A 12,668-nucleotide genomic window follows, 5' to 3' on the forward strand; every position below is an offset into this window, starting at 1 on the left:
GCGTAGGAGCGCCCCGGGCAATTGCCGATGGTCATCGGCGTCGCACGACCGCGAGACCGTTCGCTCAGCGGTTGACCCACGTGCGATGCGCAATCCGGAAGGGAGGCCGGAACCCGCATGGATGAATTCAGCCGACTGAGCCTGCATGTCCCCGAACCGGCCGTCCGGCCCGGCGATCAGCCCGATTTCTCCAACGTCAAGATCCCGAAAGCCGGTTCCGTGCCGCGGCCCGAGGTCGACGTGGAGCCGGAAGCGATCCGCGATCTCGCCTACTCGATCATTCGGGTGCTGAACCGCGAGGGCGAGGCAGTCGGCCCCTGGGCCGGCCTCCTCTCGGACGACGAGCTTTTGACTGGACTTCGCCACATGATGCTGCTCAGGGCCTTCGACGCCCGCATGCTGATGGCCCAGCGGCAGGGCAAGACCTCCTTCTACATGCAGCATCTCGGCGAGGAGGCGGTGAGCTGCGCCTTCAGAAGAGCGCTCCGCAAGGGCGACATGAACTTTCCGACCTATCGCCAGGCGGGGCTGCTGATCGCCGACGACTATCCGATGGTCGAGATGATGAACCAGATCTTCTCGAACGAGCTGGATCCCTGCCACGGCCGGCAATTGCCGGTCATGTACACGTCGAAGGAGCACGGCTTCTTCACGATCTCCGGCAACCTTGCCACCCAATATGTCCAGGCGGTCGGCTGGGCGATGGCCTCGGCCATCAAGAACGATACCCGGATTGCCGCCGGCTGGATCGGCGACGGCTCGACGGCCGAGTCGGATTTCCATTCCGCGCTGGTCTTCGCCTCCACCTACAAGGCGCCGGTCATCCTCAATATCGTCAACAACCAATGGGCGATTTCCACTTTCCAGGGCATCGCCCGCGGCGGCTCCGGCACTTTTGCCGCGCGCGGCCTGGGCTTCGGCATTCCGGCGCTGCGCGTCGACGGCAACGACTACCTCGCCGTCTATGCAGTCGCCCGCTGGGCGGCCGAGCGGGCGCGGCGCAATCTCGGTCCGACGCTGATCGAATACGTGACCTACCGGGTCGGCGCCCATTCGACATCGGACGATCCGAGCGCCTACCGGCCGAAGACGGAATCGGAAGCCTGGCCGCTCGGCGACCCGGTGCTGCGGCTGAAGAAGCACCTGATCCTGCGCGGCGCCTGGTCGGATGAGCGGCATGCCCAGACGGAGGCGGAGATCATGGATCAGGTGATCCAGGCCCAGAAGGAAGCCGAGAGCCACGGCACGCTGCATGCCGGCGGCAGACCCTCCGTGCGTGACATTTTCGAGGGCGTCTATGCCGAGATGCCGCCGCATATCCGCCGTCAGCGGCAGAAGGCAGGGTACTGACATGGCCAGAATGACGATGATCGAAGCGGTGCGCAGCGCCATGGACGTCTCGATGGGGCGTGACGAGGATGTCGTCGTCTTCGGCGAGGACGTCGGCTATTTCGGCGGCGTCTTCCGCTGCACCCAGGGGCTGCAGGCGAAGTACGGCAAGACCCGCTGCTTCGATGCGCCGATCAGCGAATCCGGCATCGTCGGCACCGCCATCGGCATGGCGGCCTATGGGTTGAAACCCTGCGTCGAGATCCAGTTCGCCGACTACATGTATCCGGCCTATGACCAGCTCACCCAGGAGGCGGCGCGCATCCGCTACCGCTCGAACGGCGACTTCACCTGTCCGATCGTCGTGCGCATGCCGACCGGCGGCGGCATCTTCGGCGGCCAGACCCACAGCCAGAGCCCGGAAGCGCTCTTCACCCATGTCTGCGGCCTGAAAGTCATCGTGCCGTCGAACCCCTATGATGCCAAGGGCCTGCTGATCTCGGCGATCGAGGATCCGGACCCGGTGATGTTCCTGGAGCCGAAGCGGCTCTATAACGGCCCATTCGACGGCCATCACGAGCGCCCGGTGACCCCGTGGTCGAAGCACGAGCTCGGCGACGTGCCGGAGGGGCATTACTCGATCCCGATCGGCAAGGCGGAGATCCGCCGCAAGGGTTCGGCAGTCACCGTGATCGCCTATGGAACCATGGTGCATGTGGCACTCGCCGCCGTGGAGGAGACCGGCATCGATGCGGAAGTCATCGATCTGCGGAGCCTGCTGCCGCTCGATCTCGAAACGATCGTGCGGTCCGTCACCAAGACCGGACGCTGCGTCGTCGTGCACGAGGCGACGCTGACATCCGGCTTCGGGGGCGAGCTCGTCGCCCTCGTTCAGGAGCACTGCTTCTATCACCTCGAGGCTCCGGTCGTCCGGGTGACCGGCTGGGATACGCCCTACCCGCATGCCCAGGAATGGGACTATTTCCCCGGTCCGGCGCGCGTCGGTCGCGCGCTCACCGAAGCTATGGAGGGCTGACCGTGGGCGAATTCATCATCAAGATGCCGGATGTCGGCGAAGGCGTTGCCGAGGCCGAACTCGTCGAATGGCACGTCAAGCCCGGCGATCCGGTCCGCGAGGACATGGTGCTCGCCGCCGTGATGACCGACAAGGCGACGGTCGAGATCCCCTCGCCGGTTTCCGGCAAGGTCCTCTGGCTCGGCGCAGAGATCGGCGACACGGTTGCCGTGAAGGCGCCGCTTGTACGGATCGAGACTGCCGGCGAGGCTGGCGAACCCCCGCCGGACAGCGTTCCGGAGGCGCTCGCCGAAGCCGTGCTGGAAGAGCCTGTCGCAGTCTCCGCACCACAAGCCCCCAAGACGCCGCCAAAGCTTGAGAAGGTCGAGTCCCGACCGGCGCCGGCCCTACGTGAGGCGGCAGACATCGCGAAGAAGCCGCTGGCTTCGCCGGCAGTCCGGCTGCGCGCCCGGGAGAGCGGCGTCGATCTTCGGCAGGTGATCGGGACCGGACCGGCCGGGCGCATCACCCATGAGGATCTCGACCTCTTCATCAGCCGCGGGGCCGAACCGCTGCCGGCCCAGGTCGGCCTCGCCCGCAAGACGGCGGTCGAGGAGGTCAAGATAGCCGGCCTGAGGCGCCGGATCGCCGAGAAAATGTCGCTCTCCACGTCGCGCATCCCCCATATCACCTATGTGGAGGAAGTGGACATGACGGCGCTCGAGGATCTGCGGGCGACGATGAACCGCGACCGCAAGCCGGATCAGCCGAAGCTGACGATCCTGCCTTTCCTGATGCGGGCGCTGGTCCGGACCGTCGCCGACCAGCCGGGCGTCAATGCCATCTTCGATGATCATGCTGGCATCGTCCATCGTCACGCGGCCGTCCATATCGGCATCGCCACGCAGACGCCGGCCGGCCTGACCGTGCCGGTCGTACGCCATGCCGAGGCGCGCGGTATCTGGGACTGCGCTGCCGAATTGAACCGGCTGGCCGAAGCGGCCCGCACCGGCACCGCAACCCGCGACGAGCTGATCGGCTCGACGATCACCATCTCCTCGCTCGGTGCGCTTGGCGGCATCGCCTCGACCCCGGTCATCAATCACCCGGAGGTGGCGATCGTCGGCGTCAACAAGATCGCCGTCCGGCCGGTCTGGGACGGGACGCAATTCGTGCCGCGCAAGATCATGAATCTGTCGTCGAGCTTCGACCACCGCGTCATCGACGGCTGGGACGCCGCCACCTTCGTGCAGCGCCTGAAGACGCTGCTCGAAACGCCGGCACTGATTTTCGTTGAGGGGTGAGGCGACGATGAAGGAAATCTCCTGCAAGCTCCTGGTGCTCGGCGCCGGCCCCGGCGGCTATGTCTGCGCCATTCGGGCCGGCCAGCTCGGCGTCAACACCGTCATCGTCGAGAAGGCGAAGGCCGGCGGCACCTGCCTCAATGTCGGCTGCATCCCCTCGAAGGCACTGATCCACACGGCCGAGGAATTCCACAAGCTCAGCGCTGCCGCCTCCGGCAAGAGCCCCCTCGGCCTTTCGCTCGACGCACCCGCGATCGACCTCAAGCGGACGGTCGCCTGGAAGGACGGGATCGTCGGCCGCCTGAACAGCGGCGTGACGGGGCTTCTGAAGAAGGCCGGCGTCAAGGCTGTCCTCGGCGAGGCGCGCTTCATCGACGGCAAGACGGTCGACGTGGATACGGAAACCGGCGTTCAGCGCATCCGCGCCGAAGCGATCGTCATCGCCACCGGCTCGGCCCCCGTCGAACTTCCCGACCTGCCGTTCGGCGACAACATCATCTCCTCGACCGAGGCGCTGGCCTTGCAAGAGGTACCGGAGACGCTCGCCGTCATCGGCGGCGGCTATATAGGCCTCGAACTTGGCACCGCCTTCGCCAAGCTCGGTTCGAAGGTGACCGTGCTCGAAGCCATGGACCGCATCCTGCCGCAATATGACGCCGATCTGTCGAAGCCGGTGGCGAAGCGGCTCGGCGAACTCGGGATCGAGGTCTTCACCCGCACCGCCGCCAAGCGCCTGTCGGCCGACCGGCGCGGCTTGCTTGCCGAGGAAAACGGCCGCGCCTTCGAGGTCCCGGCCGAAAAGGTTTTGGTCACCGTTGGGCGCCGGCCCGTGGTGGACGGCTGGGGACTGGAGGAAATCGATCTCGACCGCTCGGGCAAGTTCATCCGCATCGACGACCAGTGCCGTACCTCGATGCGCGGCATCTACGCGATCGGCGATGTCACCGGCGAGCCGATGCTGGCACACCGCGCCATGGCGCAGGGCGAAATGGTCGCGGAAATCGTCGCGGGCCAGAAGCGAAGCTGGGACAAGCGCTGCATTCCGGCCGTCTGCTTCACCGACCCGGAAATCGTCAGCGCCGGTCTCTCGCCGGAGGAAGCACGCGCGGCCGGCATCGAAATCAAGATCGGCCAGTTCCCCTTCCAGGCGAACGGCCGCGCCATGACAACGCTTGCCGAGGACGGCTTCGTCCGCGTCGTCGCCCGCGCCGACAACCACCTCGTCCTCGGCATCCACGCTGTCGGGCATGCCGTCTCCGAGCTTTCCTCCGCTTTCGCGCTCGCGATAGAAATGGGCGCCCGTCTGGAGGACATCGCCGGAACGATCCATGCGCACCCGACGCAGTCGGAGGCCTTTCAGGAAGCGGCGTTGAAGGGGTTAGGGCACGCGCTTCATATTTGAGGCGATTGGCCGCTCGGAAAGACCCCTCCTGAACCCCTCCCCACAGGTGGGAGGGGCTTCCTGCGCGGCTCGCTTGGCGCATGACTTGCACCGTCGCTACTTTGTGGAGACGCTGAGATGCGCAGGACGGTGCGGCCGGCTAGCCCCGCCTGTGGGGAGGGGTGTTCTTCTGCCCTACTGCAACAGCTCCAACCCAACTGCCGTCGCCTCGCCGCCGCCGATGCAGAGCGAGGCGATGCCGCGCTTGACGCTATTGGCGCGCATCGCATGGAGAAGCGTCACGACGATGCGGGCGCCGGAGGCGCCGATCGGGTGACCGAGGGCGCAGGCGCCGCCGTGGATGTTGACGATGGCGTCGGAAAGGCCGAGGTCGCGGATCGCCGCCATAGCGACGACGGCGAAGGCCTCGTTGATCTCGTAGAGACCGACGCTCGATTTTTCCCAACCGAGTTTTTCGGTGAGCTTGTCGATGGCGCCGATCGGTGCGGTCGTGAACCAGGCGGGCTCCTGAGCGTGGCCGGCATGGCCGGCGACGACGGCGAGCGGTGTCAACCCGCGCTTCTCCGCCTCGCTTGCGCGCATCAGGATGAGCGCCGCGGCACCGTCGGAGATGGACGACGAGTTGGCGGCCGTGACGCTGCCGCCGTCGCGGAAGGCCGGCTTCAGCTTCGGGATTTTCGTCGGATCGGCCTTCGTCGGCTGCTCGTCTCGGTCGAGATTGGCGTTCCCGCGCTTGCCGCCATCGGTCACCACCACGATCTCCTCGGCGAAGGACTTGTCCTCCGTCGCCTTCAGTGCCCGCTCGAGCGAGCGCAGGGCAAAAGCGTCCTGGTCGGAGCGGGAAAATTGATAATGCTGGGCCGTATCCTCGGCATAGGTGCCCATCAGCCGCCCGGAATAGGCGTCCTCCAGCCCGTCGAGGAACATATGGTCCTTGACCTCGCCATGGCCGAGCCGGAAGCCGCCGCGCGCTTTCGGCAGGAGATAGGGCGCGTTGGTCATCGACTCCATGCCGCCGACGGCAACGAGCGACGCGCTGCCGGAGAGAAGCGCATCATGGCCGAGCATCAGCGCCTTCATGCCCGATCCGCAGACTTTAGAAACCGTCGTCGACGGCGTCTCCTGTCCAAGGCCGGCGCCAAGCGCCGCCTGCCGGGCCGGATTCTGCCCAAGGCCGGCGGGAAGGACATTGCCCATCAGCACTTCATCCACCGCATCAATACCCGCACGATCGAGCGCCGCCTTCAACGCGACGGCGCCGAGTTCCGGCGCCGTCAAATCCCTGAGGCCGCCCTGAAAGGCGCCCATCGGTGTGCGCGCCGCCGAAACGATAACCACCGGATCGCGAATGCTCATCTTGGTCCTCCCAATCGGCGAACGGTGGCCCCTCGTCCCGCTGCCGCGACCTTCTCCCCGCTCGCGGGGAGAAGGGAGATGCCGCACCGCCTCGCTTGAACTCGCAGGCGGGAGGCCCCGGGGGACGAAAGTGCGTCACACTCGTCCCCTCTCCCCGTCCCTACGCGGAGAGGGTTAGGGTGAGGGGCAAATACCCCACCCCACGCGCGTTGTCACAATTCCAGAGCGACTATAGCCGCCGAACACCGCGAAGCAATACCGAGAAGCCTAAGTGTCAGCCCATTCGCTCGGACGCATAGCTCCCAGGGCTCGGCGGAAACACCACGACGCGGTTGCCGTTGATGAAGGTGCGGTGATGGATATGGGCGTGCACGGCGCGCGCCAGCACCTGGCTCTCGACGTCACGGCCGATCGACACATAGTCCTCGGCCGACTGCGCATGGGTGATGCGGGCGATGTCCTGCTCGATGATCGGGCCCTCGTCGAGATCGGCGGTGACGTAGTGCGCCGTCGCGCCGATCAGCTTGACGCCGCGCTCATAGGCCTGCTTGTAGGGATTGGCGCCCTTGAAGGACGGCAGGAAGGAGTGGTGGATGTTGATAATCTTCCCCGACATCTTCTTGCAGAGCGCGTCGGACAGAACCTGCATGTAGCGGGCCAAAACGATCAGCTCGGCGCCGGTCTGCTCGACGATCTCCAGAAGCTGGGCTTCGGCCTTTGGCTTGTTCTCCTTCGTCACTTTGATGCAGTGGAAGGGAATGTCGTGGTTGACGACCACCTTCTGGTAATCGAAGTGGTTGGAGACGACGCCGACGATGTCGATCGGCAGCGCGCCGATCTTCCAGCGGTAGAGCAGGTCGTTCAGGCAATGGCCGAAACGCGACACCATCAGCAGCACCTTCATCCGCTCTTCGGAATCGCGGATCTCCATCGCCATGCCGAACTGCTTGATGACGGGAGCGAAGCCTTCGCGCAGTTCCTCGAGCTTGGCGCCCTCCTGACTGATGAAGGTGAGGCGCATGAAGAACAGACCCGTCTCGAGATCGTCGAATTGCGAGCTGTCGCTGATGTAGCAGCCTTTCTCCGCGAGATAGCCGGTGACGGCAGCAACGATGCCGCGGGTGGATTTGCAAGTGACGGTCAGCACATAGCTTTTCATCGATGGGTCTCTCGTTCTTGAGGTTTCCGCGCCCCTTACACGGGCAGTCACGGGAAACCTACCGTGGCCACGTGAGACCTGCCGATCCATTCGCGACATCGGATGGACCGAACGGGCCACGGTGGAGCCAGCCGGAAGTGGTGATTTGAGGGCCTACGGCTTCGCCCGGTCCGGATGCGCTCTGGCGAAGGCGTCGATCTCGGCGCAGCGCGCATCGATGGCCGCGATCCGGGGGCAGCGGGAAAGGTCGACCTGCCAGCGGCGCGCGTTATAGAGCTGCGGCACGAGGCAGATATCCGCCAGGCTCGGACTATCGCCGTGGCAGAAGCTGCCGGTCGAGGGATGATCGAGCAGCCGCTCGAAAGCGGCAATGCCCTCGCCGATGAACTTCTGCATCCAGGCGAGGCGTACCGCCTCGCCATCCGCCGCACCCGCCATCACATGCGCAACGACTCCGAGATTGCAGACAGGGTGAATATCCATCGCGATGGCGTAGGAGAGCGCCCGGACCCGCTGGCGCCCCTTTGCATCGGCAGGAAGAAGAAGGCCGGCCGCCCTCGTTTCGGCGAGATATTCGACAATGGCGAGCGACTGGGTGAGGCGCTCGCCGTCGATGTCGAGGACCGGCACCAGCCCCTGGGGATTGCGGGCAAGATGCTCGGGTGCTCGATGCGCCCGGGCGAGAAGATCGACAGGGACGGAGCGGTAATCTTCACCGATGAGATTGAGGGCGATTCGCACCCGGTAGCTCGCCGACGAGCGCCAATAGTCGTAGAGAACAGTTTCGTTCGTCACGCTCTCCATCATCCGCGCTCGTAACTTGCCACCTTCTGCTCGATGGCACCGAAGATCGAATGGCCGGCGCCATCCTTCATTTCGATCCGGACGATATCGCCGAATTTCAGGAAGGACGTTTTCGGCGCGCCGCTCTCGATCGTTTCGATCATGCGCAGCTCCGCGATGCAGGAATAGCCGACGCCGCCCTCCGAAACCGGCTTGCCCGCTCCGTCGTCGAGCTTGTTCGAAACCGTCCCCGAGCCGATGATGGTGCCGGCAGAGAGCGGCCGTGTGCGGGCCGCATGCACAATCAGTTGCGGAAAATCGAAAGTCATGTCGATCCCCGCATTGGCGCGGCCGAAGGGCTTGCCGTTCAAGTCGATGCGAAGCGGCAGGTGCAGCTTGCCGCCGTCCCAGGCATCGCCCAATTCATCGGGCGTCACGGCGACCGGCGAGAAGGCGGAAGACGGTTTCGACTGGTAGAAGCCGAAACCCTTGGCGAGTTCCGCGGGGATTAGCCCGCGCAGCGACACGTCGTTGACGAGCATGACGAGGCGGATCGCCGCGCGTGCCTCCTCGAGCGTCGCGCCCATCGGCACGTCATCGACGATCACCGCCACCTCGCCCTCCATGTCGATGCCCCAGGCCTCGTCGGCCATCAGGATCGGGTCGCGGGGCCCGAGGAAGCTGTCGGAGCCGCCCTGGTAGATCAGCGGATCGTTCCAGAAGCTCGCCGGCATCTCGGCATCGCGCGCCTTTCTGACGAGCTCGACGTGATTGACATAGGCCGAGCCGTCGGCCCAGTGGAAGGCCCGCGGCAAGGGCGAAGCGGCATCGTGCTCATGGAAACGCATTGTCGGCTGCGAGCCGGTCTCGATCCCCTGGGCGACGCGCGCCAGCCGCGGCCCCGCATGCGCCCAATCATCCAGCGCCGCCTGCAGCGTGCGGGCGATGTGCCCGACTTCCGAGCAGCGCGTGAGATCGCGGGAAACGACCACAAGCTTGCCGTCACGTGTGGAGTCTTTCAGCGTCGCCAGTTTCATGCAGTCCTCCCTCTACCCGGACGAATCGTCCGCAATCTCCACAACAAGGCCGTCGGACGCGATCGTCAAGGCGCCCGGCCAGCTTTTGCGCGCCGCCGCGATCCAGTCGGCCTGCGAGATCTCCGGATCATCGGCCGGAATTAGGTGATGAAGCACGAGCCGGCCGACGCCGGCGGTCTCTGCGATCGCGCCCGCCTGCTCGGCGAATGTGTGGCTCGCCAGCAGATGCTCCTTCAACCGCGCGCCATTTCCGGTGCGCGCCACCAGACGATCGACCCCTGCAGCGAGCATCGCTTCGTGGACGAGAATGTCGGCGCCGCTTGCAAAATCCGCAAGCGGCGGGAAGTAGGCCGTGTCGGAGGAGAACACCACCGTGCCCTCCGGATGATCGAAGCGCAGAGCGAAACAGTCGGTGACCGGCGGGTGGTCGACGCGCAGCGCCGACACGGTGAGACCATTCTCCGAGAAGACTTCACCTTCGAAGAATTCGGTGACCTCAACAAGCGACCTGAGATCCGGCCTGCCCTCGTCGACGATGCGGATGTCGACGTCGAAGGCCATCGACTGAAGGAAGCCCTGCCAGTAGGCGCGTGTGCCGGCCGGTCCGAAGACGCACACGGGATGCGCGAGCCCCGCAGTCCAGGCGGTGTGGATCAGCGGCCCCAGTTCCAGGACGTGGTCCGAATGCAGGTGGGTGACGATGATCAGGTCCAGCGCCTTGAGCGGCACGCCGGCATCGGTCAGCCCACGGGTGACGCCGAGCCCGCAGTCGACCACGATCGTGCGGCCTGCGATCTCGAGCAGCGACGATGTCGGCCAGGGGCCGCCTGGCCGGATCGCCGGGCCGCCCTTACTGCCGAGCAAGACAAGGCGTGCACTCAAGACCAATCGCCCTCCGGCGTCCCGTTGAAGCGCTTTTTGAGGTCGGCCCAGCAGTCGATGTAATTCTCCTGCAGCGTTTCCAGTTCGGCGGCGAAGCGGGTCAGTTGCTGCGGGAAACGGGTCTCGAACATGAAGGCCATGGTATTGTCGAGCTTCACCGGTTTCAACTCGCTGTTCGTCGCCTTTTCGAAGCCGGATGCGTCCGGCCCGTGCGCCAGCATCATGTTGTGCAAACTCATGCCGCCGGGCACGAAGCCCTCCTCCTTGGCATCGTAGCGCCCGTAGATCAGCCCCATGAACTCGCTCATGATGTTGCGGTGGTACCAGGGCGGCCGGAAGGTGTGCTCGGCGACCAGCCAGCGCGGCGGGAAGAGGACGAAGTCGACATTGGCAGTCCCCTCCTCGCCGGACGGCGCCGTCAGCACCGTGAAGATCGACGGATCAGGATGATCGAACAGGATCGCTCCGACCGGCGAGAAAGTCTTGAGGTCGTATTTGTAGGGTGCATAGTTGCCGTGCCAGGCGACGACGTCGAGGGGAGAATGGCCGATCTCGACCACGTGGAAGGAGCCGCACCACTTCACCTGCACCCGGCAAGGCGCCTCCCTGTCCTCATAGGCCGCGACCGGCGTCTTGAAATCGCGCGGATTGGCAAGGCAGTTGGCGCCGATCGGTCCGCGGTCCGGCAGCGTGAACTTGGCGCCGTAATTCTCGCAGATATAGCCGCGCCAGGCCTCTTCGTCCCCAAGACGAGTGACCTTGAACATCATGCCGCGCGGGACCAGGCAGATTTCCGACGGCGCCACATCCATCTTCCCAAGCTCGGTAAAGACCTGGATCGCACCCGTTTCCGGGACGATCAGCAGCTCGCCGTCGGCGTTGAAGAAATAGTCATCGACCATGTCGGCATTGAAGACATAGGCATGCGCCGCCATGCCGACCTGAGTGAGTACGTCGCCCGCCGTCGTCATGGTGCGGATACCCTGAAGGAAGTTCACGTCACCGGACGGGGTGGGCAAAGGGTCCCAGCGCAATTGCCCGAGCGCCAGCGACTGTTCGCCGAGATGCGGTGCCGTTTTCCAGTGCGGATAGTCGAGCCTCGCGAAGCGGCCGGTGTGGCGGACGCTCGGGCGGATCCGGTAGAGCCAGGAGCGCTCGTTGGTGCCGCGCGGCGCCGTGAAGGGCGAGCCGGAGAGCTGTTCGGCATAGAGGCCGTAGCTGCATCTCTGCGGGCTGTTCTGCCCCTGCGGCAGGGCGCCGGGCAGGCTTTCGGTTTCGAAGTCGTTGCCGAAACCGGGCATGTAAGTAAGCGACTGTTCCTCGCCCACGACGGCTCCGCGCCGCTCCTCCGCCTTGCCCAACATGGCTTGCATCTCCTCTTTTGATCGGCTTATTAGTTACAAGCGTAACTATTGATTTTGTAACTATCAAGGAGGAAGGCGATGGAGACGAAGGGGTTCGAACTGGAGACCTTCCTCCCCTACCGGCTGAACCGGGCGGCAGAATTCGTGGCGCTGCGCTTTGCCGCCCAGTACAAGGCGCGCTACCAGTTGACCCGTCCCGAATGGCGAGCGCTGGCCGCCCTCGGCAGCTCGGAACGCCCGATGACCGCGACCGAGATCGGCGCCCACTCGGCGATGCACAAGACCAAGGTCAGCCGCGCCGTCTTCGGCCTCGAGCAGCGCCGCTGGCTCAAGCGCGAGGAGGACGGCCGCGACCGGCGGTTCGAGCACCTGGCGCTGACGCCCGCGGGCGAGCAGGCCTATCGGGAACTGACGGCGCTCGCGAGCGCCTATCAGTCCGAATTGCTGTCGATTCTCGGGGCGGAAAATATGGAGGCGCTTTCAGCGGGCTTGCGGGCGGTGGAGCGGGCGATGAAGAACAGCGGTCGCCTCGGCTAAGTCTTCATGCGTTCGGGGATCGGGAGGCCCTCGAAACTCTTCAGCGTCTCCAAGACGATCGAGGTCTTCACATGTTGGACGCTGTCATGCGGCAGCAGCACGTCGTTGACGAAGCGCGAAAGGCCGGCAAGGTCGGGTGTCACGACGCGCAGGTGGTAGTCCATCTCGCCGGTGAGCGCATAGGCCTCCAGCACCTCGGGCAGGCCGGAGACGAGCTTGGCGAAGCGCTTGGCATTGTCGCGGTTATGGGTGGCGAGCGTGACCGAGATGACCACCATCAAGTCGAGCCCGAGCTTCTGCCTGTCGATCTGCGCTTGGTAGCCGGTGATGAAGCCTTCCGCCTCGAGCCGCGAGCGCCGCCGAGAGCATTGCGACGGCGAGAGCGCTATGCGTTCGGAGAGTTCATTGTTCGTCAGATGCCCGTCGCGCTGCAATTCGCCGAGGATCTTGAGATCGAATCCATCAAGCTGCTCCATTCATGCACACCTACGCCATTCACC

Annotated in this window: 12 protein-coding genes; 5 read left to right on the plus strand and 7 right to left on the minus strand. The window is 65.1% G+C overall.

What is annotated here, in order from left to right; translation table 11 throughout:
- The first annotated feature begins 117 nt into the window (after window positions 1-117).
- Genes NXT3_RS14905 through lpdA form a run of 4 tightly spaced genes read left to right on the plus strand, consistent with a single transcriptional unit; the run spans window position 118 to window position 5,050 of the window.
- The gene (locus NXT3_RS14905; RefSeq protein WP_104839597.1) at window positions 118-1,350 is read left to right on the plus strand and encodes a 3-methyl-2-oxobutanoate dehydrogenase (2-methylpropanoyl-transferring) subunit alpha; all 1,233 of its coding nucleotides are present in this window, start codon (window positions 118-120) and stop codon (window positions 1,348-1,350) included.
- Between the two features lies 1 nt (window position 1,351).
- Window positions 1,352-2,365, plus strand: coding sequence for an alpha-ketoacid dehydrogenase subunit beta (locus NXT3_RS14910; protein ID WP_097527632.1), 1,014 nt, complete (start codon window positions 1,352-1,354; stop codon window positions 2,363-2,365).
- Between the two features lie 2 nt (window positions 2,366-2,367).
- Entirely contained in the window at window positions 2,368-3,648 is a 1,281-nt protein-coding gene (locus tag NXT3_RS14915; protein ID WP_037414268.1) for a dihydrolipoamide acetyltransferase family protein, read from the plus strand.
- Between the two features lie 7 nt (window positions 3,649-3,655).
- Entirely contained in the window at window positions 3,656-5,050 is a 1,395-nt protein-coding gene (gene lpdA / locus NXT3_RS14920; protein WP_037414266.1) for a dihydrolipoyl dehydrogenase, read from the plus strand.
- Between the two features lie 174 nt (window positions 5,051-5,224).
- Here the strand turns inward: lpdA and NXT3_RS14925 are convergent, their stop codons facing one another.
- From NXT3_RS14925 to hmgA, 6 genes are all read right to left on the minus strand, one after another.
- Window positions 5,225-6,406, minus strand: a complete 1,182-nt coding sequence (locus NXT3_RS14925) for an acetyl-CoA C-acyltransferase (RefSeq protein WP_104839598.1) — start codon at window positions 6,404-6,406, stop codon at window positions 5,225-5,227.
- Between the two features lie 274 nt (window positions 6,407-6,680).
- On the minus strand, window positions 6,681-7,565 hold the full coding sequence (gene purU, locus NXT3_RS14930) for a formyltetrahydrofolate deformylase (protein ID WP_095677994.1): 885 nt from the start codon (window positions 7,563-7,565) through the stop codon (window positions 6,681-6,683).
- A 153-nt stretch (window positions 7,566-7,718) separates the two neighbouring features.
- Entirely contained in the window at window positions 7,719-8,372 is a 654-nt protein-coding gene (maiA, locus tag NXT3_RS14935) for a maleylacetoacetate isomerase (protein WP_179864822.1), read from the minus strand.
- Entirely contained in the window at window positions 8,369-9,385 is a 1,017-nt protein-coding gene (locus NXT3_RS14940) for a fumarylacetoacetate hydrolase family protein (protein ID WP_097527148.1), read from the minus strand. The genes maiA and NXT3_RS14940 overlap by 4 nt, the downstream gene beginning before the upstream one ends.
- A 12-nt stretch (window positions 9,386-9,397) precedes the next feature.
- Entirely contained in the window at window positions 9,398-10,267 is an 870-nt protein-coding gene (locus NXT3_RS14945) for an MBL fold metallo-hydrolase (RefSeq protein ID WP_097527147.1), read from the minus strand.
- Entirely contained in the window at window positions 10,264-11,631 is a 1,368-nt protein-coding gene (hmgA, locus tag NXT3_RS14950) for a homogentisate 1,2-dioxygenase (RefSeq protein WP_104839599.1), read from the minus strand. Before hmgA ends, NXT3_RS14945 begins: the two co-directional genes overlap by 4 nt.
- A 78-nt stretch (window positions 11,632-11,709) precedes the next feature.
- Here hmgA and NXT3_RS14955 point away from each other — a divergent pair, with 78 nt between their 5' ends.
- Window positions 11,710-12,168, plus strand: a complete 459-nt coding sequence (locus NXT3_RS14955; RefSeq protein WP_037425715.1) for a MarR family winged helix-turn-helix transcriptional regulator — start codon at window positions 11,710-11,712, stop codon at window positions 12,166-12,168.
- On the opposite strand, the gene NXT3_RS14960 is transcribed toward NXT3_RS14955, so the two are convergent.
- Entirely contained in the window at window positions 12,165-12,644 is a 480-nt protein-coding gene (locus NXT3_RS14960; RefSeq protein ID WP_037425718.1) for an Lrp/AsnC family transcriptional regulator, read from the minus strand. The two genes, NXT3_RS14955 and NXT3_RS14960, sit on opposite strands and share 4 nt — an antisense overlap.
- Window positions 12,645-12,668: the final 24 nt, after the last annotated feature.

It is taken from the genome of Sinorhizobium fredii, assembly GCF_002944405.1.
In the GTDB taxonomy this organism is placed as follows: domain Bacteria; phylum Pseudomonadota; class Alphaproteobacteria; order Rhizobiales; family Rhizobiaceae; genus Sinorhizobium; species Sinorhizobium fredii_C.